Raw genomic sequence first — 25,641 nt, 5'->3', positions numbered from 1 at the left:
TGGCCGATAAGAAATTGGAACGAGGAGGATTTTCGTGGATTTAAAATATTTTCAAATGCTAGATTTTATCAATACTAGACTAACTAATATTGAACGCAACCTTGCTAAGATTGACGAAAAGGTCGACTTCTCTGTTTCACTTCAAAGAAATCATTTAATTCGCGTAAAAAATGGTGAATTCATCGATGATAATATGATCTTAATGGGACTTCCATATAATGACCTTTCTCCTCGCAAAGCCTTTGATGTCTACGAAGATAAGGATATGGATTATATTATTTTAGATATCACACCTAAGGATTATGAAAAACCTGTAAAGCTTGAAGGTGCTATTCATATTCCGTATGAAGAACTCGATCACCGCTATGTTGAGATTACAAATAAGACAACACCTATCCTAGTGATTAGTGAGGATGGACTTAAATCAATACAAGCATGCGAAAAGCTAGTAAAGAAAGGTTTCTTTAACGTAAATAACGTTTCCGGCGGCTATAAATTTTGGCCGGCAACTCAAGGTTCAGTTGTAGTTAAAGTAGCCTAAACTTCTTAAAAATCGAGAGATAGGTTGAGTTGAATTCTCGACTCTAGAGTTTGCCTTTCAACATTACTTAATTTGTTGTGCATATTCTCAAGAGTAGACTGAATTCTTTCAAGCTCAACCTCTCCAATTCTTCTCGAATAATTACCTTCAATTAATTCAAGAACATCAAAGAGAGAGAACTTAAACTTCTCACCATATTCAGTTAAGTAAACGCGTTGTTCACGCTTATCAACTTCTGAAGATTTACGAACGATATAGCCACGCTTTTGTAATTCATTTAGATGGCTTGTCATTGTTTGTTTTTTTAGGCCACAAGAAGATCCAATCTCCTTGATAGTTGGTCCTTCGTTTTCACAAATATAAACTAGAATTTCAAGAAAGCTTGGCCTTAAGTCTGTAAAGCCTTTGTCTTGTAGATAACTAAGAATGTGATTACTGTAGATACGATAGATCTTCTTCAGTAAACTTCCAATTGCAGATACGTGCTTCATTGCATACCTCACTAACACGATTATTGTAGCGAGATAAAAAAGACATAGTCAAATATTAGTACTATTTTAATCAAATCTTAAAATGTTCTCTCAAAACGGTGAATTAACTCATAAGGTACTGATTTCACGATAATTTGATCTTCGCTCTCTTGAGCTCCCCCATCGATGACATCAGTATTCGGAATTTTCATATCAGTTGTATGCACATATTCGAAATCTAGACCTAGATTCCACATATCTTCTTTAAGGCGATCAAATAACTCGAACTCACTATCGAAACCAGCACCAAAGGCCTGTGGCGCGGATAGTATTAAGACAAGTGTTAAAAAATTGATCATCTTTTTTAGCATATTTGCTCCATATTAAGTTGTTTTACTAATATAGATGCATTATCGATGCCAAAATCCCGCTCCTCTAAAAGAAGCGTCTTGTATTTGAAATAGAAGTCGCTACTCCAATACAAACCCCAAATGTCAAAAGTGAAGAACCACCATAAGACATTAAAGGAAGAGGCAGACCAACAACAGGTAATAACCCCATGACCATTCCCATATTAATAAAGGTGTGCCAGAAGAATATACTCATGACCCCGATAATGGTGACGGACTCAAAGATTCTACTGACGTTGACAGAGAGCCACACAAATCTAAAAAACAAGAAAAGATATAACCCAATTAATAAGATTGCTCCAAAGAAGCCATGTTCTTCATTATAAATAGAAAATACAAAGTCAGTATGGTTTTCAGGTAAGTAGTTCAGGGAAGCCTGTGAGGACTTTCTAAGTCCCTTCCCGAATATTTTTCCAGACCCAATAGCAATCTTTGATTGAATAGCATTATAGCCAGTCCCTTTTGCATCCGCAGTTGGATTAATAAAGGTTTTAATACGATTTCTTTGATATTCCTTTAAACCGAATTGATACATCACTCCACCACTGACAAGACCAACAAGAGCGAGAATTAAAAGTGTCTTCCACTTAAGTTTTCTAAAGAAAACCATCGTAAAGAAAATTAGAAGAATAAGAAGTCCTGTTCCTAAGTCCGGTTGAACTACAATTAAGATCGTCGGGATAAATGCCAAGATAGCAGGCTTAATTAAATCCTTGAGTCCAAGTTCACTATCAGGAGCATAATTTCTAAAGTATCTAGCGAGTACGAAAATAACAGATATTTTCATTAACTCTGAAGGTTGGAATCTAATTGGCCCAATCATTAGCCAACGTCTTGCCCCCATTCCTTTATGACCAAGAACAATAACCAATATTAGTAGAACAATATTGAATAGATAAATAGGCCATGCGAAACGATAAAGGTTTTGTGGGTTAATAAAACTAATAACGAAAGCAATTACAATCGAAAGAGCATACCATCCAATTTGTACTTTAAATAAATTAGCATGTGCAGTAGAGGCAGACGCATGTGTTGCTGAATATAGATTAAGAATTCCGAAGAAAAAGATAACTGAACTCAAAAGAAAGAATGAGAAGTCATATCTTTTAAAAAATTCTTTAATATTTGATAAATCCATTAAGTTCTCACTTTTTTAATCTTCAGTTTGACCTTCGTCATCACCATCAGAATCTTCATTCTTCTTTTCTTTTTCGGCCCTAAGTCTTTCCGCTTCTTCACGCTTTTTTCTTCTATCGGCGAAAAAGTCTGACATGATCTTGCGATCTTCTTTGGCATAAATCTTATGAAGATCTGGCATATACTTTTTCATATACGTCGTTAGAACATCTCGAACAATAGGTCCTGCAGCACCTGATCCAGAACAACCGTGTTCAACAACAGCTGCAACTGCAACACGAGGATTTTCATATGGAGCAAAAGCCACAAATAACCCGTGGTGTCTCTGGTTATATGGTTTCTCAGAACATTTTTGAAATAGCTCAGTTGTACTCATCGAGATAACCTGAGACGTACCAGACTTTCCGGCCATCTTTACACCAGTACCTCTAACCCACCAACCAGTACCTCTTGGGTGGTTGGCCACTTCATAAAGACCCTGTCTTACATCAATCAGAGTTTGTTCACTCACCTTTGCTGTTTGAACTAGATCTTCTTTATAGCTTTTAATGATATCACCTTTATTATTAAAAACTTCTCTAACGATTTGAGGCTTATAAACCTTCCCACCATTTGCAATAGCAGCATAAGAAACAGCAAGTTGAAGTGGAGTTGTTAAAACATAAGACTGTCCAATAACACAACTTACCGTTTCACCATCTTGCCACTTTTCTCCAAAGCGTTTTTCTTTCCACTCACGAGTAGGAATTAGACCTGTCGTTTCTCTTGGAAGTGCGATACCTGTCTTCTCACCAAGTCCAAACATTCTCGAATATCTTGCAAGTACATCAATATCCAATTCAACTGCGATCTTATAATAATAAACATCAACAGATCTTCTTAGAGATTTGTATAAATCAGTTATTCCGTGTCCTGATCTTTTCCAGTCATTATAAGTACGACGACCTAGGCGGAAGCGTGGGCCACACATAATTTCATCTTTAGCTTTAATGATGCCTTCTTCTAAAGCAGCAATCGCTGTAAAAACTTTAAATGTAGAACCTGGAGCATAGTGATCTTGGATTGTACGATCTCGAAGTGGGCGGTCAGGATTATTAATAAGAGAGTTCCAATACTCTGAAGTTAGCCCCTTAGAAAACTGCCCAGGATCAAATGAAGGACGAGATACCATCGTTAGTACTTCACCATTTCTAACATCAACAGCAACAACACCACCAACTTTCCCCTCTAAGGATTTATAAGCAGTTTTTTGCATATCACGATCAATTGTTAATCTTAGGTTGTTTCCTGGTGTTGCTTTCTTATTTTCAATGCCCGCAAGAATATTACTAGTTCCAATAGAACGGCGCATACGCCCTCTAGCGTCTACTTCCATAATTTGATAACCATCTTCTCCTCGAAGGTCCTGATCAAATCTTTCTTCAACACCTGCTTGACCAATAAAGTCTCCAAGCTTGTAATCAATATTATCTCTTTTGCGATAACGAGGTAGTTGGTTTTGAGAAATCTCTCCAATATAACCTAGCAAGTGAGAACCAACTTCCTTATCTCGATACTCGCGAGAAATAAATGTTTCAACTTGAACACCTGGAAGCTTCTCATTTTCTGTTTCAATGATGGCCACTTCTTTATTAGAAATATTTTTCTTGATACGAACAGGACGATAGCGTGCTTGCCCACGAAATTTCTTAAGAGTTGAGTAGATCTCCTTCTCAGTCATTTCAAGAATTTTAGCAAGCTTCTTAATCGTCTCTTTCTTATTGTCTAAGTATTGTGGAATAATAACTAAGTCAAAACGAGGTACGTTATCAACCATGAGTTGATTATTACGTGAAAAGATCATTCCTCTTGGTGCCTTAACTGTTTCTTTTCTTAAGCGGTTTTGAATTGAATATTGATACAGTAGATCACCTTGGTAAATCTGAAGGTACCATAAACGTATTAAAATAATCGCAAACGCGAGTGTAATTAAAGTAAATAGAATGTCGGCCCTAGTCTTATGAGACCGAACTACTTCTTCTTCAGCAAACATTAGACATTATTCCCCATAAGGCCTTCACTCTTCGTTCTCCAAACTTTATCAAGTAATGAAAAGAAGATAGGAGCTAATAAAGATAAAATAATACTCTCAGGAATAAAGCGCCAAAATTTCTGCACAATATAATCAAAGCTATCAAACTTTAAATATAGTAGTGATGAACTGATAAAAAACCACAGAACCTGAAAGAGAAAAACTGTCAGCATCGTGATAAAGCTACTTGTAAAGTGTAGAAGATCTCTTAGGTATCCAATCACAATACAAATTAAGATTCCCGAAATTGTTCCGTACTCCCACCCTTCAATTGAAAAAAGTGAATGAGTTAATTGAAGAATTAAAATGATAATTGCAAGATACGGAGTTTCCAATTTGAAACCAATATAAAGAACAAGAAGAACATTAAATGGAATCATGTATTTGTTAAGGCCAAATAGTGGTAAGAAAGCACTGGCCAAAACTTCTAGTACAATTAGGATTAATACAGTTATTAATAATCGAATTGGGATATCTGAAGACTTAATCATCTCCCATCTCCTTGTTGAGCATTATTCTCTAGAGCTTCCCACTCCACACGTTTCTTGTCTTGGTCCTCTGAAGGAACAAGAACAGCGACTTCTTCAAGTTTTGAAAAGTCGACAGTTGGAGTTACTTCTAGGTGTTGAGTAATCCCATAACTCTCTCGTTCAATCTTTGTGATAATCCCAACAGGGATTCCTCGAGGATAAATATTTCCAAGTCCTGAAGTAATAACAAGATCATTCAAACGAACAGGATCTGTACGTACCACATACTTCATCACAGTACGCCATCCAGAATAACCTTCAAGAATACCGTATGAACGTGTGCGATTTACGATAACATCAACGCGGTTACTTGGATCAAGTATTGTTAGAATGTCGGCAAAGTGATCTGTTAAACGATAAACGTAGCCAACGATTCCATCTGAAGTTACAACTGTAGATTGCAACTTAATACCATCCTTGAAACCTTTATCAATACGAATAACTCTAAAGTCACTTGAAGAGTCCCATGCCACAACTTGAGCAGAAATCATTTCATGTTTAATTTTTTTACCAAAATTTAAGATTTGACGCAGGCGTTGGTTTTCTTGTTCTAATTGCTTTAACGCAAATACTTCCTGCTTTAACGAACCAATTTGTTCTTTCAAAGTAACATTTTCTTTCGACGCATTAACATTAAGCATATAGTCTTCAAAGAACGAAGCTACATTCTTGTATGCATTTGAAATGCCTCTTTGAAGAGGTGCCAACGTGTCCATCATAACATTTTCAAAAATTGAGGCTTCTTTGTAAGGTGCCTTACGCTTTGACACGCCGTAAAATGCAAGTGATAGAACAACTAGGTTTATGATTAATTTGGTTCGAGATCCTTCCGATGCAATTAGCTTCATTCTAATCCTAAGTTGCTATTTTTTTTTATATTAAAAGAGTACACAGGATTATTTAAACTGCCAATATTCTTTACGGAGTAGCATATTTAAGTGATAATAACGAAAATTAAAATTACATGGAGTGGTAAAATGTCATCTAATTTTCAGAAAAAATCATCGCAGATATTCCTGACTCTTTTCATCGGAATTATCGTTATTTCATTCATGGTTTCAGGCCCATTTTTCAATACGGGAACACCTGATTCAATTGGTAGTGTTGCTGGTCACGATATTAAGGTTCGCGACTTTAACATGGAAGTACAAAGACAATCTGATTTTTACTCAAAGTTTATTGGTGGAGGCCAACCTCTTACTTCTCAACAAATGAGCCAATATAAAGTTTATGACAACGCGATCAGAAATTTAGTTTTCCAAAAACTAAGAGTTGTTCTTTCTGAAGATCTTGGAATTCTTGTTTCAAAAGATGAAGTAATTAATGAAATTAAAAACACTTCATACTTCCAAACAAATAAGCAGTTCGATATCAATAAATATAAAACTCTTCTTTCATATAACAAGTTCACTCCAGAAAATTATGAAGAAGAACAAAAAGAAAGAATTGCACTGACGAAACTACAAAACATTGTTCAGCATGTTCCTGTTTCAAAAGCTCTTACTAAAGAATTAAATGAACTTTACAATGACAAGAGAAATGCAAAGATTATTACAATCAAAAGTGCAAACGTAAGAAAGCTTGTAACAATCTCATCTTCAGATATTACAGCTTTTCTAAAAGAAGAAGCTAATAAGGCTAAAGTAGAATCTTTATTTAAAGACAAGCTGCCTCTACTTAGTCAACCTGAGCAAGTTAGAACAAGACATATTTTAATTTCTACTGAAAATGGAAATGAAGCAGAAGCACTAAAAGAAGCAAACAAGATCAGAAAAGAAGTTAACACTAAGAACTTTGTAACCCTTGCTAAGAAATATACTCAAGAGCCACAAGGTAAAACGAACGGTGGAGACCTTAACTGGGTTAAGCGTGGACAAATGGTTCCAGAATTTGAAAAAGCAACATTTGCTCTTAAGAAGGGTGAAATCTCTCAGCCAGTTAAGACTTCATATGGTTACCACATCATTTACGCTCAAGATCGTAAAGAAGCGGTAGTTGCAAAAATTGAAGATCACCAAAGAGATATTGCAAAAGAAATTCTTCAAAAAGAAAAAGATGTTGCTCCTCTAATGGCAACAGCAATTAAAGAAGTACAAAAAGCAGCTTCAAACTCAAAAGCACTTAAGTCACTTGAAGAGAAGTACGGACTTGGTATTAAAGAAATCAATATCAATAAACTTGAAGGTGCTGGACCAACAGGTGAACTTGATGAGAAACAAGTTGCTGAAGTTTTCACAAAAGACTCGGGTCTTTTTACTTTTGAAGATGCTACACAAACAACAATTGTTGCTACAACTCCTGCAAAATCAACAGATTCAAAGGGTTATGATGTGAACGCACTTACTAATATTAGTGCTCAACAAACTCTAAAAACTCTGCTAGATAAGTTAGGAAAAGAATATACTTTTAAGCAAAATAAATACGCACAATTACCACAGTAATTTTAAATAATTTGGAGAAGTGAGATGGCCGACAAAAGCGCAAAATTTGATCAAAATGTAGATGGAAAGTTCTATGTTGATGACCAATGCATCGCCTGTGATGCTTGCGTGATGGAGGCCCCTCGCTTCTTTGAAATGAATGACGACGAAGGGCATGCCTTCGTTAAACTTCAGCCTTCAAATGATGCTGAACTTGAAGAGTGTATGTCTGCTCTTGAGGCATGCCCAGTAGAAGCTATTGGAGAGGACGGCTAAGTCCTCAATTTCTTTGCAACTCACCTCTCTTTTTTAATCTCCTAAACTACTAAAATCACATCAAATTAAATCAAATTGAATTAAAGTTATCTGCCCAAATAACCGAGTAGTATAATATGGTTATGAGGTTAAAAACCCTATTCATTCTAACGAGCTTAAGCTTTAGTGCCGTTGCAAAAAATAGCAATGACAATCAAGAAGCACGTTATCTTCAAGTTCTAACAAGTCAGAACCCGATGTTTGAAAGTGCCATGAGTGTTCCTGGTGTCAAGGATATGTATTCCGAATGCTATCGTCAGGAATCAGAGAAATCATCATTTAATGGTGTTGAAGTTGGAAATTGTCTATGGGGAAAAATTCAAGCCGATGAAGGAACACTTAAGCAAATCAACAAACTAGTTGAGAAGCAGAGTGGAAAAGATGGATCCGGGCGCTATCGTACAACAATGGATACGGCCAAAGGAACATCAAAAGGACTTGAAACCTTAAAACAATTTCTTATCGAAAAGCTTGAAAAGGCCCTTTACGGAGAATTTGATAGTAAAACTGGCCAATACGATAAAATCGCAAGTCAAAAAACATTCTTTGAATTATATAAAACGCAACTTGGTAAAAATATTATCTCAGCAGCAACGAGCTACTGTATTGAATCAAAGAACTATGGTTACCCTCTCATTTCTGAAGATGAATCGGTAAGAGAAAAAGTAAAAAATGAAAACCTCGTTGGCCTAAATGAAACTATCATAAGAACAGATCCAAATACCGGTGAACAAAAACAAGTTCTAAAATCTGCAAGTAACTGGGAAGCATGTATTGGTAATATCAACGCTGTTTGCTACGCAGGGGCTGCCGGTGGAGAATTCAAAGTTTTCAACTCCGACCCGAATAACACACAAGGCGAGAAAAAGATCGTTCGTGCAGATATCATAAATACTTGTGCAAAACATGTTTCAGGTAAAGATAGTGACGAAAAAGTTGATAAGTGTGATTCTCTTGTTCGCTACTCATACCCAAGAGCCTGTAACGTCATTCAGTATATTGAGTTAGCAAGACAAAGTATTACAACAACAGATGGTATCGCAAAGAAGTTTGAAAAACTTCAAGGCACAGATAGCTTATCAAATGTAAAAATGTATGATTCACGAGAAAAGTCAGACGAGAGTATTGATGCTCTTACAACGATTTCTTCTGGTGAAGCAATGGACGCTGTTGCAAAAGGACAAAAAGAAGAGATTGCAGCAATGGAAGAATGTTATAAAGATGGCAAGATCGTTGATGCAGAGGCATGTAAAAACTTTCTTTCATCAAATAGAGAAGAACAGTACTCTCTTCTTGGAGAGCTAAAGGTACAAGAAGAAGTTACACTACAAAGACTAAAAGATATCGAAGATAATCCAGAGGAAGTTGCAAAACTTCTTATTGAAGAAGGTTACACTGAGGACGAAGCTAAGAATCTTGCAACTGTTCAAGGTGTAAAGGATCAAATTGCAAAACGTTATGAGGCCAAGAAAGATGCTATTCTTCAATCTCTAAGTGATGAAATCAAAAAACATACAACAAAGGGTGATGAATTTAGCGAAATTGAAGATCTTGAAACCATAGCGGCACTAGCAGAAAAAACGCAGAAAAAAGCCGAGAATTTCTCTAAGCTCGTACACTTTAATAATATCGTTTCTTCATACCTGGAAATTCGTAGTGGAGACGAAAACGAAGATACTCAACGAAACACGCGTGCTCTAGCAATGGAGATGAAAAACTCTATCCTTTCGGAAGAGAATCGTGAAAAGTACAAAGAGATGGGAGTTGATCTAGGATCGATTGGTTACTCTGCAGATGATCTTAATGAAAAATTTGCGACTACTGGAATGGACTATTCTGAATCTTCAAATGATGATGCCACACTAGATGTTGGTGATATTAACACTTATCTTTTAAGTTTATTTAAGGGTGAGTAGGTTTCTAAGTAATTCTGATTTTTTAAGTAAATTTTTTTGCTAACTTTCACTTCGTGAAAGTGTCGCTTTTCATTGCGAGAGTTTTGCTAACTTTAGCTTCGCTAAAGTGTCGCTTTTGGTTATATGAGAAAGATTATTCGCTAACTTTAGCTTCGCTAAAGTGTCGCTTTTATTTTGCGACATCTTTCCCATTGCTCCTGAGACAACAAAGCCGGGCTTGAACCCGGCTTGTTGAATTAGTTTTCTAGCTAAAGATTGGGGAGCTGGCATAGCGTCCAATAGTTTGCCTTTGGGCAAACAATGACGCTATTCCTCATCCATAATAGCTTTAACAGATGACTTAGTTTCAAAAGCGATATCCTGATCGTCTTCTGCATCAATATCATCAACTTCGTCAAAGCTCTCATCCGCTTCAATATCCATCTCACGAAGAACATCTACGAATGCCTTATCATCATTAAGATCTTTTAGAACTTCATCAATAACTTTTATTGGGTACTTACCAATAATCTCTTTTACATATTTCTGAAGCATTCCTTCTTCAAGAATTGAGATCTTATTCTTAATTTCTTTCCAATATCCAATATAGTGAAGACGACAGAAACCAGCTGTAGTCGCAGGATTATCACATCCTTTTGCTAAACACTCATCTGTATCACCTAGGAAGTAGTCTAAAGTTTCAGCAAGTCTGAATACTTCTTCAACTTTTTCTTCTTCAGTTGCCGGAAGTGGAGTCTTTTTAATTACTTCTTCTTCCTCGTCCTCTTCTTCTAAAATCTCGTCTTCACCAGCAACCTCAAGCTCTTCTTCTTCGATTTCATCTTCATCAAAAAGCTCTGGTTGTACCTCAACGATTTCTTCTTCAACTTCTACAACTTCTTCAACAACCTCTTCCTTCTTTGCTTTCGCTTTTGTTGGCTTTGTTGTTGCTTTCTTTGCAGTTGTTTTTTTCTCAGCTGCAGCCTTCTTAGTTGTCTTCTTAGCTGCTACCTTAGTTGTTTTCTTTGCTACTTTTTTAGCTGCAGCTTTAGTAGTCTTTTTCTCAACTTTCTTTGCTGCTACTTTTGTAGTTTTCTTTGCAACTTTTTTAGCGACTTTCTTTTCAGCTTTTTTGGCCACTTTTTTTGTTACTTTTTTAGCCGCTTTCTTTGTTACTTTCTTGGCAGCTTTTTTGGCCGTCTTTTTTGTAACTTTCTTAGCTGCTGCTTTAGTTGTTTTCTTCGCAACTTTTTTCGCAGCTTTCTTAGCTGTTTTCTTAGCTGTCTTAGGTGCTGCTTTTTTAGTTGTTTTCTTAGTCGTTTTTTTCGCAACTTTTTTCGCAGCTTTCTTAGCTGTTTTCTTCTTAGTAGTTTTTTTGGCCATGCCTACTTTCTCCAAGATTTTCTTTAACATAACAAGTTAAAACCGTATCACTTCTCTTTCAATTGAACAACTATCTACTTTAAGCTCTTAAGCTCATTAGCAGCGATAACCACTCTTTGAATCTCTGAAGTCCCTTCATAAATTTCTGTAATTTTAGCGTCACGGAAGAATCTCTCAACCGGATACTCTTTTGTATAACCATTACCACCACAAACTTGAATCGCTTGAGTTGTAATCCACATTGCCGATTCAGCTGCAAATAGCTTTGCCTGTGCAGATTGTAGTGAATACTCTTCACCATTATCCTTTCTACGAGAAGCCTCCCAAATTAGAAGACGAGACGCAGCAAGTTTTGTACTCATATCAGCAAGTTTAAATTGAATCGCTTGAAGAGCGTGAAGTGGCTTACCAAACTGAACTCTTTCATTTGAGTAGTGCTTAGCATAACGGAATGCAGCTTCACCAATCCCAAGAGCCTGAGCAGCAATACCGATACGTCCACCATCAAGTGTATTCATCGCAATTTTGAAACCTTTTTCATACTCGCCTAGTAAATTTTCTTTTGGAACTCTAACTTTATCAAATGCGATTTGAGCTGTTGAAGATCCTTTGATCCCAAGCTTATCTTCACATTTCATAACTTCGAAACCTTCTGAGTCACATTCAACGATGAATGCAGAGATTCCTTTATAGTTATCAGTCTTAGAAGTTTTTGCAAAAACAACAGCGATATTCGCTTCTTTACCATTTGTAATGAAGTTCTTAGTTCCACTAATCTCGTAGTAGTCACCTTTATCTTCTGCATAAGTTGTTAATGAACCAGCATCAGTTCCTGCATTTGGTTCAGATAGACAGAAACAACCAATATGCTCACCTGTAGCAAGCTTTGGAAGATACTTTTTCTTTTGTTCTTCATTACCAAAGTTTAAGATTGGATAAACACATAAAGATGTGTGAGCTGAGATTAGTACCCCTGTTGAAGCACAAGCACGTGAAATCTCTTCCACGATAATCGAGTATGAAACGTAATCCATACCTGCTCCACCGTACTCTTCTGGAACATATGAACCTAGGAATCCGTTTTCACCTAGCTTAGCAACAAGCTCAGTTGGAATTTTTTCATTCTTATCAATAGAAGCCGCAAGTGGCGCAACTTCACTGTCTGCAAATTTAGAAACTAGGTCTCTAAGTTCTTGGTAGTCACTTAACATCATTTATTATTCCCCTTTAAATACAGGTTTTCTTTTTTCAACAAAAGCAGCTGTCCCTTCTTTCATATCGTAAGAAGAGAAGATATCACCAAAGTGGCGAGCTTCAATATCTAGACCTTCTTCAACAGTAAGGTCGTTTCCTTCATTCATAAGCATTTTTGAAATAGCTACAGCATTTGGTGAGTTCTTTGCAATAGACTCAAGTGTCTTCATTGCTTCATCAAGCATTTCTTGTTGAGTTTCAAATGAACGAACAACAAGGCCAATTTCTTTTGCTTCATTAATATCTACATTGCGTCCAGTATAGATGATTTCTTTGGCGCGATTGCGACCAATAAGCTTAGACAATCTTTGTGTTCCACCAAAGCCTGGAACTAGACCTAGCTTAACTTCTGGCTGACCAAATACTGCAGTATTTGTTGCATAGATAAAGTCACATGCCATTGCCATTTCGCAACCACCACCAAGTGCAAAACCATTTACACATGCGATAACTGGAATATTAAGACTTTCAAAAAGTAGCGTTACATCTTGTCCAAGAGTTGAGAAGTCATGTCCTTCATCAACACTCATATCACTCATCTCTGCGATATCGGCACCAGCAATAAATGCTTTCTCTCCAGCACCTGTAAAAATCATCCCTTTAAGGTCATGATTTTCACTTAGTGAAGATAGGAAATCTTTTAGTTCATGAAGAACTTGTGAGTTAAGAGCATTGTACTTCTTCTCACGGTTTACTTTTAAAACTCCGATATCACCCATTTTTTCAAATGAGATTGTTTCAAAATTAGTACTCATAAACACCCTTTCCTACTTTACGTCCGAAGCGCCCAGCAGTTACATATTTTTTCAGAAGTGGACATGGACGATACTTTGTATCACCTAGACCATCGTGAAGAACTTCCATTATTGCAAGACAAGTATCAAGACCGATGAAGTCAGCAAGTTCTAATGGACCCATTGGCTGGTTACATCCAAGCTTCATTGCATCGTCAATACCTTTAGCTTCAGCAACACCTTCATAAAGTGTATAGAAAGCTTCGTTAATCATTGGCATAAGAATTCTATTTACAGCAAAGCCTGCTACGTCGTCTGCGCGTACAACAGTCTTCCCCATTTTCTGAGCAGCTTCTTCCACAGCGTTGATTGTTTCAGAACTTGTTTCAAGCCCTGTGATTGTTTCAACAAGCTTCATTACAGGAACTGGATTCATAAAGTGCATTCCTGCTACTTTCGCTGGGCGAGAAGTTGCAGCAGCAATTTCAGTAATTGAAATTGAAGAAGTATTCGAAGCAAGAATCGCTTCAGGTTTTGCAATTTCATCTAATTGTTTAAAGATTTTAAATTTGATTTCTTTGTTTTCAGTTGCAGCTTCAATGAATAGATCACAATCCTTAAGGTCGGCCATATCAGAAGTTGTCGTAAGATTTGCAAGAGTCGCCTCAACGTAAGACTGCTCCCACTTCCCCTTTGAAACACCTTTGTCTAATTGCTTTTTGATAAAGTTGTGACCGAACTCAAGACCCTCGGCACTGATATCGTACATAAAAACTTTATAGTCATTCATAGCAGCAACTTGAGCAATTCCACGCCCCATTTGCCCTGCTCCAATAACGGCAATTTGTTTAATCATTGTGTCTCCTTTGTATTGGCATTGAAAGTACCTAATTTAAAAGGGATCGTCCATTAAATTACTGGTTAATAGGGCCTTATTTGGTCCTATGGCCCAACCAACAAAAACAACAAAATATAGTGACTTATCGTGTAATTTTAACTTTTCACTTGCAAAAAGGCCCTTGGCAGATTATAAAAAGGGGCTTATTAATTAGATGTTGAACAAGTTAAACGTAGGAGTCGATTGTGGCAAACCACAAATCTGCAAAGAAAAGATCTAGACAATCAATTGTTAGAAACGAAAGAAATACTGCAAGAAAAACTGCTGTTAAGTCAGCTGTAAAGAACGTAAGAAATGCTATTGAAGCAGGTAACAAAGAAGAGGCATCATCTCTACTAGTTAAAGCACAAAAGCTTCTTTCACGTCTTTCTAAGCACGGAGTTATCAAAGGTAACGCTGCTGGTAGAAAAACATCTAGACTTGCTGGTCAAATCAACAAACTTTAATCTTTTTCGAAAGTTTGAATATATAAGAAGCGGAGATATTTCTCCGCTTTTTGTGTTTCTACTTATTTGAAATTAATCCTATAGACTTAAGTATTCTCTTCGTAGACTGTCTCTCAACCAAAAGTCCTTTGACTTTGCCATGATTTCAAAATCAATCATTTTCTGTTGAAATTTAACTAATTCTTGGAAATCCCATTTACGAGAAGCAAGCTGAATTCCCCTATCGTATTTACTAGGTGTTTTTTTCGCAGCCAAATATGAAGGATCAATAACCTTATTTACATGCCCCTGGAATGAGCGGAAAAAATCGAGATATATTCCAAAATCGTCTTCAATAAGAAGAAGGTTCAAATAAAACCTTTTAAGATTTGATTGATTGAATAAATCTGCCTGATCAAAAAAATCCAATTTCTTAATCTTAATAAGAGTCTTGGCCTTATCGAGAGATATCATCTCACTCTCGTCAACATGGTGAGAAAGAATATGGCAGCAGTTGAAATAATCACTAGCATTTTCAGGCACAGACTTTTCAATAAAGTTTTTAATCTGAGCAGAGATCTGAAAACCAAAATATTTTGCAAAAACATCAAGGTATTGGCCAAAATGCCATGGCTTAGGAGCACTTAAAGAAAGTGCCGTTAAGTCATCTTTAGGAAATCCCTTAGGTAGCCTTCCCTTCGTTATAAAGATAATTGATTCATTAATTAAATGACGATTATTATTAAATGTATCAAATGCATTTGATTTAATATCTTGAGCATCAATTACAATGAATGGCCCTGATGGACCAAACAAACCACCACCAGCAAGAAGTTCTTGTTCAATAAAGTCGAGACTAAATTCATGAGGCCAAAGCTTCTTCGCTTTTTTGGCCAAGCTATCGCAAATAATTTTTGAAGTAAACTCATCTGGAACACTCAGATGATAAACACCATCAAATGCTTCTAGAACAGAAACGATCTTTTCAATACCATTTAATTCGAAGCTTTGCTTTTTAGAAGGCATATAGAAGTACCTCTCTAAAGTCTTCTCCGAACTCTTTTGCATCATCTACTAGAGATTTCTTGAATGTACCTCTATTCTTTACACTTCTAAGAGGTGCAGATGTATCAATGCCACCAACAGTATTTTCAATAATAAAAGAACTGTTAATCGTAAATTTCTTAGAGAAAATACTACGAGGAAATTGAGAATGATCTAACTTGTAAAATGATTCGTAGAATTTAATTTCTTCAAAGTTTGGTTTTTTAAAAACACTTACTTCAATATCAAAATCATATGCACCTTCAGTCGAAAGATAGAATGCATTTCTATTTCCACCAAGTTGATTTTTCTGATCATCACTCATCAGAGTATCACCTTGTTCCCTAACTTCCTTACCAGCAATTTTCTTACTTGTAATTTCGGCCAATAGTATTGCATCACTTCGATAATTCTTTCCAGAACGAACTCTTAAGTTACTAAATGAAGATAATGTCTCAACTATTTGATCTGTATAAATTTGAGATAGGCCAGTAATCCCGGTGTGATTCTTAACAACAAAAACTGTTACACTGTGCACGCCCTGGGCCTCAAAAGGATTACTTGAATCACTAAAACGATACCCCGCACAAGAACTTAATAAAACGATGCTTATAAGTATAAGAAACTTCATATTACTAATATGCCTAGGATTAATGGAATCGTCTATTACTTTGACTGTGAGAGCCTATTTAATATATGATGCATGCTGTGAAAAACCTGAAAGATATTCTTAAAGATATTGATACTGACGGCCAGCTGGCGCGCTATAAGAACTATGCTCCCAAGCAAAAAGGCCTTGGAAGTGTCGATCTTTTTGACTTCCTCGATCTTTCAAATTCATGGGATAGAATTGTTGGGCCTAGACTTTCACAATTTACAATTCCATTGAAACTTAAGCATAAGTCACTGACTATTTTAACGTCTCACCCAGTTTATGCTCAACAACTTAAGTATATGGAAACAGAAATTATCAAGTCTATTGGTAATGTACTGCCACAAACAAAAGGTCATATTTCAAAGGTCTTTTTCCAAGTAGATAATCAATACTTCACAAAAAAGAAATCTTCTGTTGTTCAAAAAGAGAAGGTAAAACAAGAAGTTGAAAATAGACTTCACCCTCAGTCTCCTGAATACAAAGCAATTATGCAAGCAGCAGAAAATGAATTTAGAGATATTAGTGATAATGACTTGAAAGAATCTCTAAAGTCCTTATTCTTTCAATTAAGAACGAAAAAGTAAAAATATTGAAAAGGCATTTGTCTGATCTAACCTTTCAATTGAATAATTTTTTGAAATATTACTGATGACATTTTTTGTATCTTTATCTTCACGGCAAACAAAGAAGAAATATCCTTTTGGCGCTAATAACTCTGCGCCTTTTTTTAATAATGCTTCAAATTGGCCATCTTTATATTCGCGACATTTCCTAGTTCTTTCATTCAAAGCAGATCGTCCGCTGGCCTGATTAAAGTAAGGAGGATTCATAACAATGAGATCGTAAGAATTAGTAGCTAAGTTCGAGTCATCTAGTATATTACAAATTTGAGTTTTAAATTTAATACTTGGTAAGTACTTACGAAGTTGATCAATATTATTTTCAATATGTTCGAGGTATTCTTCTTGAAGCTCGTAGAGATCAAGAGAAGTCGTGTTTAATGATACTTTATTTGATAGCTTTTGAATTATTTCAAGGGATATAACTCCACAACCACAACATAAGTCAGCAATTGTTTCTGGATTAATCGTTTTTGCCAAAAGGTATTTTACAACCGAGTCAGCAAGCTCAATTGAATCACGAGAAAAACGATAAAATTCAGGTTGTGAATAATCAGTAATTAATTCCATGCTTATCTAATGTTTCGAGAATATTTTTAATATCCTCACCTTCTCGTATTATTTTTGCACTCAAGCCAGATATAAAGACAATTGTTGAAGACTTCCCACTTGGAGTTAAAAACTCGGAACTGATAAAGTTCGTTTCAGGGCAATGCTTTTGCCAAAATAAGTTAGCTTCTTCAGTATCACTAATAGGATCTTCACCTGTTAAGTTTAGACTTGTAGAAGTAATGAAACCTGGGAAGTCCCTAATACATTCATCAATAATCTCATTTTGAATTACGCGAAAACAGATAAAGCTTGTTTCATCAAATGGACCTGTAGGGAAATTAAGTGACAAGCTAGCTTTTGGTAACCCTACTGTTATCTGAAACTTAAAGAGGTCATCAAATAACTCATCCAAACTCTCTGAGCCTCTAGAGATTGAAATAAGCTGTTGTACATCATTTGTTAAGATACTCAGAGGTTTGTTTACAGAAGTCCCCTTAATCTTTGCGATCAGTTCATATGTTTCTATTTCAAATGGATTCCCACCAATACCCCAAACTGTATCAGTTGGATAAATAAATATATTCTTCATAGGTCGACCATTATGTTCTTAATAATATTTTCGTCTCTTTGCCCTAGATATAGTAAATGAAATGCAATCCAGCTACTATTTTTTTCATTTAACTTCTCTGCCAGATAAGTTCTTTCAATACTAAAAATAGGTCTTTCAAAAAACTTATCTTTCTTAACTAATTCTCGCTTAAAGACAGGATTTCTAAGTCCAACAATCAATGACATCATTTTTTCAAAATTATATGACTGATAAGATGAAGCAACCTTCTCAATTAACTCCTCCCTCTTTTTTCCTATATTTGGAATATTATATTCAAACAAAATATTTCCATAGTCATCAAAACCTTGAATCGCAGGAGTATTAAAATAGCGCTCGACAAGTCTTTGCTTCAACTTAAAGTCTTCTAATTCCTGAACCCAAAATGGAGCGAGCTTGATTCCAAATTTATAACTAGAGAGATCAAACTCAAGAGTCGAGCCAAATGTTTGGTTTAGAAGCTGTGATAGTTTTAATCGACTATCTCCAGAAGAGATATGAGTGAATTTTTTAAAAAGCATTAGTTTATAAACTTCATCAATACTTGAGTTATTAATAATATCAAAAATACGTATGAGTGCTCCCTCATACCTTGCTCTTGCTTCACGCGGAATATTTTCATTAATCCAAACTGGATATAATTCGATATTTCTTTTTAAAAGGTCAATGATTACACCAGTTAACCATTCTGCTTTATTTAAAGAAGAAGCGATAACAATTTCTAACATCAATTGATGAAAGTTTTCTCTTTCTAACTTTTTCAAAAACTTCTGATGTCCAATATTTTTGCTATCAAACTTCATCTTTAAAGCTTCTTCGATTTCCTCGAGTGCTTTTAATGAACGACTCTCTTTTTTATTTTGAACAATAAGATCTGAATAAAATAGCTCCTGACATTTTGCCTGAAACTCAATCCACTGGTTTGAGGACTGGCCAGAAGTTGTAAATGCATAGATTAAATTAAATTCAAATTGTGAAATATTTGAACAATTTGGAGGTGCTGATTTTACAAACTCAGGCTTGTACTCAACTCCACTTAACGATAAATTATAAGAAATATTAACAAAGTTTAAAAATATCTTTTTTTTTTATCTGCTTGAAACTCTTGCGCTAATACTGTTGTAGTAGGCATTTTAAAATGAAGCTCAGAAAAGAGATCCTTTCCCACTAACTTTGAATAAAACTTAGAAATAAAAAATAAAAGAATTATGAGAACTCCAATGGCCACATAGACAAAGCTATAGTCACTCTTTCTCTTTTTCTTTTTTGATTTCGTCGATTTTTTCTTCGTCTTCTTTCTTTTTGGACGAGGCATTTCAACGGCCTTCATAGGCTTTATTTCTTCTTCCTCATCTAAATTTGGCGCCGATGCCGGAAGCCCAGCTAGCTTTTCTTCCTCAAGAGCAAGTCTCGCATCTTCAGCAATCTCGTCTAAATTAGAATCTGCTTCAGCGACAATTTTCTCTTTCTCAGCTTCTGCTTCAGCAACAAGAAGATCAATTTGGCTCTCACTGCTTGATGTGTCCGTTTGCTCTTCAGAGACGAGAGAAAGCGTTGACTGTGTACTTCCCAGATCTGGAAAGTCTAGGTCATCATCACTTGGTAATACAATTTCTTCCTCTTCTACATTCATGGCCTCAGCAACTTCGGCCATACTAACACCAGCATCCATATCCTTTAGCGGACTTGCGTTTGTAACAACTGGAGCATCATGTTGTGGAAGAGTATTATTGCTATAATCAATTGGTTCAGGAAAATCGAGATCACCATCTTCTGGTAAAACGATTTCTTCACCATCTTCTGTTGTATTTATTGAGATTGATCCAGAAGCCGTCGTTTCAGCTTCAGTAGAACTTGGTGTAGCAGGAAGTTCTTCAGAGTCTTTAATTTTTTCGACTATACCAGTAGTCTTTACAAGCTTAGATACGCTAGAGGCAACCTTTGTTTTTGCCTCTGATACAGGATTGAAACTTTGCTCTTCTTCGCCAAATAAATAACGATTTAATAAATCGTCCTCTTTAATCCAAAACCAATAACCATTACCACTACAGATTTCATCTTCCTCTGTAAGTGTCCCATCTTGAACAAATTCGATAACTTTTTGTTTCGAAAGTGGGCCAAGAATCTTATTTGATTTTGTGCGAATTAGCCAATTTCTATTGTCCATCATCATCTATTTACTACATCCTATAGAAAAATTCCTATGAATCCTTTTAAGTCTTCATCATTAAATTTTAGACCAAGACTATAAACTGCATGTGGGTCATTAATTAAATCTTCACCTTCGATTTTACCATAAAGTACGTTCCAAAGTTGTAAATCTAGCCCAACGCGAATATTTGGCCCTACATCTTCTCTATAATCAAAAACTTCTAATGAAGATACCAGACCAATATCGTCAAAATTATAATCCACAGCGAATCCACCATATGATTCAATTAAACCACCACGGAAGGTCCAGTTATCAATGCGACGTCCAAGCTGAAGGTTTAAAAGAATATCGTTATATTTTCTTTTCTTCTCATCAACAACAGTTGTGGTTCCACCAACAGTCGTCTCTGTAATCTTTCTTCTTTCTGGTCCAAACTCAGTTGTTGTCACACCAAGTAAGTAGAAACGTCCAGGAGAAGGAAAGATTCTAAGTTCAGCTGTCGTATCAGTTTGTCCTGTTCCCGTATTGGCCCCTGTATAAACAGAAAATTGAGTACGAATACTATCAACACGCCCAATAACTTTTTGAACACTAGCTAAAGTCGTTTTAACCTCATCAGCAATCTCTTCTTCTACAAGTAGCTTACCAACTGTCCCCTTACCATCTTTAATATCTCTTACAAGGCCTTGTAGGTCGGCCATCATACGATCTGTTTTCTTTAAAATTTCTTTTACATCAGCAACTGTACTCTCAGGCTCATTTGCATCTGTTTGAAAGGCAATTTGATCAGAAAATGCTTCAAGATTATTCACAATATTTTGAATCTTCTCGTTATTGCGACCAACAATATCATTCAATTTTGCAGTCATTTCACGAGTATTTTCTAGAGTAAGCTGAACGTCGCGAATGATCTTTTTCATTGCAGGCTCGCCACCTTCTGGAACAAATGATTCTTTGATACTTCCGACAAGTGTTTTCACATCTTGCATAACATCTGTTGCATCTTTTAAAAGCGTCTCTATCCCCGCTTTCTCTTCTGCAATAATTTCTGAACCATCAGGAAGAATAACCTCAGAGTTTCCGATATAAATTTCAAGATACTTATCACCAAGGAAACCAACAGAGCGAATCTTCAGTTTTGAACCTTTTGTGATTCCTACTCTTGCTAGAACTTCGAAAGTAATTTCTGCTTTATTTCCAATTAGACGAATTTCTTTAATTCGGCCGGCATTGATACCTGCAACCTTAATTGGTGTTTTTGGAAAAATACCAGACGCATCACTTACTGTTGTATAGTACTCATTATATGCTCCAAAACCAGATTGGTTTGAAGTCACAATAAGTGACATAACAACAACTGCTATCATGGCAGTTAGGGCCATTAGCCCAACTTTAAATTCATTCATTTTAACCCTCTTCCCTAGGCTTAGTACTTAGAGATTTATAAACTCTTGCACCAAAGGGTGCTTTGAATTTCTAAATTCTTTCGCTGGTAAGTACTCAACAATATTACCACGATTAAGGAAGGCAACGTAGTCGGAAATTTCCAACGTCGCTTTAACATCGTGAGAAATAATAATTGACGTTAATCCTATATCTTTATGTTTATGGCTCGTATCGACAATTAAGTCGTTGACCATTTTAGTCGTAATTGGGTCAAGACCAGTAGTTGGCTCATCATAGAGCATAACCTGTGGACTTAAGGCCAGCGCTCTTGCAAGACCAACCCTCTTTCTCATCCCCCCAGAAAGTTCACTTGGTAATTTATCAAATGAAATTTCTTGGAGACCTACTGACTTTAGTAGACCAAACACCTTCTCTTCTATTTCTTTTGGAGTCATTTTAGTGAACTCTTCTAATGGAAAAGAAACGTTTTCAAAAGTTGTTTTAGAGTCAAATAAGGCAGCATATTGAAAAAGCATTCCGTAGTTTTGACGAAACTTTCTAAGTTCATCTTCTTCTAAAAGAGAAAGATCTTTGCCTAACACTTCAATTTTTCCAGAAGTTGGATGATGAAGCCCTAGAATATGTTTTAAAAGAGTCGACTTCCCCGCTCCTGAGAACCCCAGGATTGTTGTAATACTTCCTCTTTGAATATCAAAACTAAGATCATTTAAGACAGTATGTTTTCCAAAAGTCTTAGTTAAATTAAATATTTTTACTGACGAATCTTCAAAGTGTAACATTCTACATCACCTGCACTAAAAAGCTCGTTAAGAAATAGTCAAGAACGAGTACCGAGATCATTCCCCAAACAACAGCTAAGTTTGTTCCCTTACCTACCCCTTGGGCACCTTTTGTAACAGAGAAACCAAAATATGTTCCAATAACAGAAATAACAAATCCAAATACGATAGCTTTGATTATTCCTTGGAAAATATCTGAGACATACATGAACTGTCCAAGCTTTGAGAGATAAATCGCATCATCAATTTTTAGGGCAACAGTACCAACAATATAAGATCCAATATTTCCTACTAAGAGAAAGAAAATTGAAAGTAATGGTAGAGATAATGTTCCGGCAACAATTCTTGGTACAGCAAGAAATTGAACACTACTAATACCCATAACTTCAAGTGCATCAATTTGTTCTGTAACCTTCATTGTTCCAATCTGCGCTGCCATAGCTGCTCCAGCACGTCCTGCAACAATCAAACCAGTTAATACCGGAGCTAATTCTTTAGCTAGTGTAATTGCAACAACTGGCCCAACTAGTGAATCAACATTAATTAACTTGAAACCAAAATAAGTTTGGTAGGCCATAACCATTCCCGTAAATGATCCGGCCAAGAAAATAATGAATAAACTTTTATTGCCAATAAAGTCCATCTGCTCAAAAAATAATTTGAAACGATAAGGCTTTCGACTGGCCCAATAGAAAAAGTTAACGATAAAATTCATTATCGTTCCAAGGCCCGCAACATTTTTAATAATGATGCGACCTAAGTTTTCATTAAAGATGACAAAACTTCTAAGTAAATAATTCATTACTGAAATTTTACGGGAAAAAAAATGAAACTGCTACTTACTGTCGATAAATTTTGGGAATTCTTTCTGTTAAGTGAATGAACACTTCATAAGGAATTGTCTTAGACTCGAGGCATATGTTAGAGAAGTTCTCACCACTTTGATCCCAAACCACAAATCTCTCTCCATTTTTAATTTCAAGATCTTGGTTATTAAACAAAATTTGTCCCATATCCATATTCACTCGCCCGACAATCTGGCCAATTTCTTTACCGTGTCTTAAGTGAACATTTTGATAACGAGTCGAAAAGCCATCCCCATAGCCAAGTGCAAATATCCCAACAACACCATCTGTTGGACATGGAGTTGCTCCATAACCAATTGGAGTCCCGCGATCTACTTTAAAACTGTTGATAAAAGTTGTCTCAAGTCTAGAAATTAACTTTCCTTGCCAACAGCTCAGGTGACTATACTGAGGAAGAAGTGAAGTTGGTCCATACATCATAAGTCCTGGCCTTACGTGTGTTTCCTCCAAGCCTACTTTCTGTTCAATTGCTCCAGAATTTGCAAGTGATGACTTATCAATTTCTATCCCTGATGCAAGCAATTGCGATTTTAGCTCACGCCAATTTTCTTTTTGTGCAAGATTTCTCTTATTTTTATCCATCGATAAACTAGAGCTCGAAAAGTGCGACATCAAATGATAGATACTCTTTCTACCTGAAGCTTTAATTAGTTTAACGACTTCATCAATTCGATCAAGCCTCAATCCAAGTCGATTCATTCCCGTATTAAATTTTAAACACAGAGGAAAATATCTAAAGTCTTCTTGCTCTAAAAAGTATTTCAAGTTTGATTCGTTTGATAGAACTGGAATGATTCGATTATTTAAATAGATATCTGCTGCCTCTTGAAGATCTAGATTCACATCTGAGAAAACATATACTTCAAACTCTCCATTAGGAATTTCTTCACGCAGTCTTAAGGCTTCACCAATACTGGCACAGCCAAATTCTTTAATCCCTAGTTCAAAGTACGCAAACTTAACAATTGGAACCATTCCATGGCCGTAGGCGTTTGCCTTAACCATAAAAAGGGCTTCATTATTTGGACAAATTTCTTTTAGTAGTTGGTAATTATTTGCAAGAGTTGAGACGTTAATCTCCATGCAACTTTTTATTCTCATATTGTGCTTTCTTGAAACGATCTCTTAGCTTTCAACTTTCTTGCTGTTGTTACCATTGAATACTGAGAATATGGTACTTCAAATACATTTAATGACATTGAAAGAATTAAACTCTTATCCTTCCCTGAAAAATACTTTGCTAAGCGAATATTTTTGCAAAGATCTTTTGCCGCTGCAAAACTTTCTTCGAAGAAATCATTTTCAACATCTAAAACAATTGATTCAAAAGAGATATTATAAATATTTGATAAATTAGTTATCTGCGATAGATTGATCTTCATATCGCGCCAAAAAGTTTCCCAATCAAAATCAAAGTCCGATCTTAATTCCAGTAGATCTGATATTTCAGAAGTGTCTACAGCAATAAGATTTCTTCCGTGAGTAGTTTGAGAGATTTGACCAAGTAACTCAAAAGGTCCTTGAGCACTTGCCACCGCAGCTGAGTGAGTATTTGCATTCACTATTTGAGCATATACTCCACTTAGTAGAGACTCTACAACCTGCCAGTTAAAATTAAATAAGTAATCACGATCAACTTCAAGAGCTACAACAGTTGTAATATCCACACCATTTGCAGACATTGCAAGAGTTACAACAGGATTATGAACAAGGCTAGAAACTATATTCTTTACCATATTCATTCCGTTCTCATTAACCCCTCTAAGCTTAATATGACCTAACCAGATATCAGGAACATTGATATTCTTCATCCCATCATATTTAACGGCACATAACTTATTCGTATTACTATTAAGATCAAAAACTGTAACACTTGTTACAAATTCTTGTGGCTCAAATACATTTGCAATTAGAGATTTAAAGTCACTCTCATCTTTATTGAAATTAATTATGTCGCAAACTTCAAAGAAATCTTTTCCATAAAGAGTCTTCGTTCTTTCACTCTCAAGACTTGCAACTAAAGCTTCTTGTTTGTGACGATATTTATCATGGAAAGTTTCAAGCTGATTAACCTGTCTAATTAAAGATGTTTTGCGATTATATTGATCAAGAACTCCACGCACTTGCACTAGAAGATCTAATTCAGTGAAGATCGATCCAAGACTTTCAATTTTAGCAACTGACTTCAAGTCAGAGTTTGAAGCAACAATGAATGCTCTTTGAACTTTCTTTAGCTCAGGACGATCAAAAAGAGATTGGCCTTCATAGTCCACATCTTGAGCGCGTACTAATACTAAGTCATATTGTCTTTGAATATGAGAGATTAGAAATGAATCTGCGTCATCAAATGAATCAATAAGAATATTGATATTTTTAAAGATTTTAGAAAATCCCTTACAATCTTCAATCATCGAAGAAAGAATGGCTACTTTTGGACTAATCATTGTCATGGCGCAAAAACTCCTTCTAAGGACAT

At 35.8% G+C, this 25,641-nt stretch carries 27 protein-coding genes; 6 read left to right on the top strand and 21 right to left on the bottom strand.

What is annotated here, in order from left to right:
• The first annotated feature begins 34 nt into the window (after positions 1 to 34).
• The gene (locus ABMA70_RS11830) at positions 35 to 541 is read left to right on the top strand and encodes a rhodanese-like domain-containing protein (protein ID WP_103217859.1); all 507 of its coding nucleotides are present in this window, start codon (positions 35 to 37) and stop codon (positions 539 to 541) included.
• Between the two features lie 5 nt (positions 542 to 546).
• On the opposite strand, the gene ABMA70_RS11825 is transcribed toward ABMA70_RS11830, so the two are convergent.
• The 6 genes from ABMA70_RS11825 to mreC all read right to left on the bottom strand — a co-directional run bounded on the left by ABMA70_RS11825 (position 547) and on the right by mreC (position 6,007).
• Complete coding sequence (locus ABMA70_RS11825; RefSeq protein ID WP_103217858.1) at positions 547 to 1,032, bottom strand: MarR family winged helix-turn-helix transcriptional regulator; 486 nt, start codon at positions 1,030 to 1,032, stop codon at positions 547 to 549.
• A 77-nt stretch (positions 1,033 to 1,109) separates the two neighbouring features.
• Entirely contained in the window at positions 1,110 to 1,382 is a 273-nt protein-coding gene (locus ABMA70_RS11820; RefSeq protein ID WP_392993331.1) for a hypothetical protein, read from the bottom strand.
• A gap of 64 nt (positions 1,383 to 1,446) precedes the next feature.
• Positions 1,447 to 2,559, bottom strand: a complete 1,113-nt coding sequence (gene rodA / locus ABMA70_RS11815; RefSeq protein ID WP_103217856.1) for a rod shape-determining protein RodA — start codon at positions 2,557 to 2,559, stop codon at positions 1,447 to 1,449.
• A 15-nt stretch (positions 2,560 to 2,574) separates the two neighbouring features.
• Positions 2,575 to 4,590, bottom strand: a complete 2,016-nt coding sequence (gene mrdA / locus ABMA70_RS11810; RefSeq protein WP_392993333.1) for a penicillin-binding protein 2 — start codon at positions 4,588 to 4,590, stop codon at positions 2,575 to 2,577.
• Positions 4,590 to 5,120, bottom strand: a complete 531-nt coding sequence (locus ABMA70_RS11805) for a hypothetical protein (RefSeq protein WP_103217854.1) — start codon at positions 5,118 to 5,120, stop codon at positions 4,590 to 4,592. Before ABMA70_RS11805 ends, mrdA begins: the two co-directional genes overlap by 1 nt.
• The gene (gene mreC, locus ABMA70_RS11800; RefSeq protein ID WP_103217853.1) at positions 5,117 to 6,007 is read right to left on the bottom strand and encodes a rod shape-determining protein MreC; all 891 of its coding nucleotides are present in this window, start codon (positions 6,005 to 6,007) and stop codon (positions 5,117 to 5,119) included. Before mreC ends, ABMA70_RS11805 begins: the two co-directional genes overlap by 4 nt.
• Positions 6,008 to 6,136: 129 nt before the next feature.
• Here mreC and ABMA70_RS11795 point away from each other — a divergent pair, with 129 nt between their 5' ends.
• From ABMA70_RS11795 to ABMA70_RS11785, 3 genes are all read left to right on the top strand, one after another.
• Positions 6,137 to 7,600, top strand: a complete 1,464-nt coding sequence (locus tag ABMA70_RS11795) for a SurA N-terminal domain-containing protein (protein ID WP_103217852.1) — start codon at positions 6,137 to 6,139, stop codon at positions 7,598 to 7,600.
• 24 nt (positions 7,601 to 7,624) lie between these two features.
• Positions 7,625 to 7,855 carry a ferredoxin gene (locus ABMA70_RS11790; protein WP_021268351.1) on the top strand — a complete coding sequence of 77 codons (231 nt, stop codon included), beginning with the start codon at positions 7,625 to 7,627 and terminating at the stop codon, positions 7,853 to 7,855.
• A gap of 122 nt (positions 7,856 to 7,977) precedes the next feature.
• Positions 7,978 to 9,810, top strand: coding sequence for a hypothetical protein (locus ABMA70_RS11785; protein ID WP_393022250.1), 1,833 nt, complete (start codon positions 7,978 to 7,980; stop codon positions 9,808 to 9,810).
• 306 nt (positions 9,811 to 10,116) lie between these two features.
• On the opposite strand, the gene ABMA70_RS11780 is transcribed toward ABMA70_RS11785, so the two are convergent.
• The 4 genes from ABMA70_RS11780 to ABMA70_RS11765 form a co-directional block, all read right to left on the bottom strand.
• A complete protein-coding gene (locus ABMA70_RS11780) occupies positions 10,117 to 11,172 on the bottom strand; it encodes a hypothetical protein (protein ID WP_392993341.1) in 1,056 nt (351 codons plus the stop codon).
• Between the two features lie 74 nt (positions 11,173 to 11,246).
• On the bottom strand, positions 11,247 to 12,386 hold the full coding sequence (locus ABMA70_RS11775; protein WP_103217849.1) for an acyl-CoA dehydrogenase: 1,140 nt from the start codon (positions 12,384 to 12,386) through the stop codon (positions 11,247 to 11,249).
• Between the two features lie 3 nt (positions 12,387 to 12,389).
• Positions 12,390 to 13,181 carry an enoyl-CoA hydratase/isomerase family protein gene (locus ABMA70_RS11770; protein ID WP_233189710.1) on the bottom strand — a complete coding sequence of 264 codons (792 nt, stop codon included), beginning with the start codon at positions 13,179 to 13,181 and terminating at the stop codon, positions 12,390 to 12,392.
• Entirely contained in the window at positions 13,171 to 14,016 is an 846-nt protein-coding gene (locus tag ABMA70_RS11765; RefSeq protein ID WP_103217847.1) for a 3-hydroxybutyryl-CoA dehydrogenase, read from the bottom strand. The genes ABMA70_RS11770 and ABMA70_RS11765 overlap by 11 nt, the downstream gene beginning before the upstream one ends.
• A 227-nt stretch (positions 14,017 to 14,243) precedes the next feature.
• Here ABMA70_RS11765 and rpsT point away from each other — a divergent pair, with 227 nt between their 5' ends.
• Entirely contained in the window at positions 14,244 to 14,504 is a 261-nt protein-coding gene (gene rpsT, locus ABMA70_RS11760; RefSeq protein ID WP_103217846.1) for a 30S ribosomal protein S20, read from the top strand.
• Between the two features lie 78 nt (positions 14,505 to 14,582).
• Here rpsT and ABMA70_RS11755 read toward each other — a convergent pair whose 3' ends face one another.
• Together ABMA70_RS11755 and ABMA70_RS11750 are read right to left on the bottom strand one after the other, a co-directional pair.
• Entirely contained in the window at positions 14,583 to 15,551 is a 969-nt protein-coding gene (locus ABMA70_RS11755; protein WP_393022248.1) for a hypothetical protein, read from the bottom strand.
• Positions 15,499 to 16,158: a hypothetical protein gene (locus tag ABMA70_RS11750; protein WP_103217844.1), complete on the bottom strand. Its 660-nt coding sequence runs from the start codon at positions 16,156 to 16,158 to the stop codon at positions 15,499 to 15,501. The genes ABMA70_RS11755 and ABMA70_RS11750 overlap by 53 nt, the downstream gene beginning before the upstream one ends.
• A 77-nt stretch (positions 16,159 to 16,235) precedes the next feature.
• On the opposite strand from ABMA70_RS11750, the gene ABMA70_RS11745 reads away from it, so the two are divergent.
• Positions 16,236 to 16,766 carry a DUF721 domain-containing protein gene (locus tag ABMA70_RS11745; protein ID WP_158246857.1) on the top strand — a complete coding sequence of 177 codons (531 nt, stop codon included), beginning with the start codon at positions 16,236 to 16,238 and terminating at the stop codon, positions 16,764 to 16,766.
• Here ABMA70_RS11745 and ABMA70_RS11740 read toward each other — a convergent pair.
• The 9 genes from ABMA70_RS11740 to ABMA70_RS11700 all read right to left on the bottom strand — a co-directional run bounded on the left by ABMA70_RS11740 (position 16,749) and on the right by ABMA70_RS11700 (position 25,615).
• A complete protein-coding gene (locus ABMA70_RS11740) occupies positions 16,749 to 17,372 on the bottom strand; it encodes a methyltransferase (RefSeq protein ID WP_392993350.1) in 624 nt (207 codons plus the stop codon). The genes ABMA70_RS11745 and ABMA70_RS11740 overlap by 18 nt on opposite strands.
• The gene (locus tag ABMA70_RS11735; RefSeq protein WP_103217841.1) at positions 17,356 to 17,943 is read right to left on the bottom strand and encodes an L-threonylcarbamoyladenylate synthase; all 588 of its coding nucleotides are present in this window, start codon (positions 17,941 to 17,943) and stop codon (positions 17,356 to 17,358) included. The genes ABMA70_RS11740 and ABMA70_RS11735 overlap by 17 nt, the downstream gene beginning before the upstream one ends.
• Positions 17,940 to 18,764: a hypothetical protein gene (locus ABMA70_RS11730; protein ID WP_392993354.1), complete on the bottom strand. Its 825-nt coding sequence runs from the start codon at positions 18,762 to 18,764 to the stop codon at positions 17,940 to 17,942. The genes ABMA70_RS11735 and ABMA70_RS11730 overlap by 4 nt, the downstream gene beginning before the upstream one ends.
• Positions 18,765 to 19,030: 266 nt before the next feature.
• A complete protein-coding gene (locus tag ABMA70_RS11725) occupies positions 19,031 to 20,134 on the bottom strand; it encodes a hypothetical protein (RefSeq protein WP_103217839.1) in 1,104 nt (367 codons plus the stop codon).
• Positions 20,135 to 20,148: 14 nt separating this feature from the next.
• Positions 20,149 to 21,519: an MlaD family protein gene (locus ABMA70_RS11720; protein WP_103217838.1), complete on the bottom strand. Its 1,371-nt coding sequence runs from the start codon at positions 21,517 to 21,519 to the stop codon at positions 20,149 to 20,151.
• 27 nt (positions 21,520 to 21,546) lie between these two features.
• Positions 21,547 to 22,299, bottom strand: coding sequence for an ABC transporter ATP-binding protein (locus ABMA70_RS11715; RefSeq protein WP_103217837.1), 753 nt, complete (start codon positions 22,297 to 22,299; stop codon positions 21,547 to 21,549).
• A 1-nt stretch (position 22,300) separates the two neighbouring features.
• Positions 22,301 to 23,101: an ABC transporter permease gene (locus tag ABMA70_RS11710; protein WP_103217836.1), complete on the bottom strand. Its 801-nt coding sequence runs from the start codon at positions 23,099 to 23,101 to the stop codon at positions 22,301 to 22,303.
• A gap of 37 nt (positions 23,102 to 23,138) precedes the next feature.
• Positions 23,139 to 24,266 carry an alanine racemase gene (alr, locus tag ABMA70_RS11705; RefSeq protein WP_103217835.1) on the bottom strand — a complete coding sequence of 376 codons (1,128 nt, stop codon included), beginning with the start codon at positions 24,264 to 24,266 and terminating at the stop codon, positions 23,139 to 23,141.
• Positions 24,263 to 25,615: a hypothetical protein gene (locus ABMA70_RS11700; RefSeq protein WP_103217834.1), complete on the bottom strand. Its 1,353-nt coding sequence runs from the start codon at positions 25,613 to 25,615 to the stop codon at positions 24,263 to 24,265. Before ABMA70_RS11700 ends, alr begins: the two co-directional genes overlap by 4 nt.
• Positions 25,616 to 25,641 lie beyond the last annotated feature (26 nt).

The organism is Halobacteriovorax sp. XZX-3, from assembly GCF_043196495.1.
Lineage (GTDB): Bacteria > Bdellovibrionota > Bacteriovoracia > Bacteriovoracales > Bacteriovoracaceae > Halobacteriovorax_A.
Note: the sequence above shows the minus strand (reverse complement) of the source record. Positions and strands in the feature narration are given on the sequence as shown.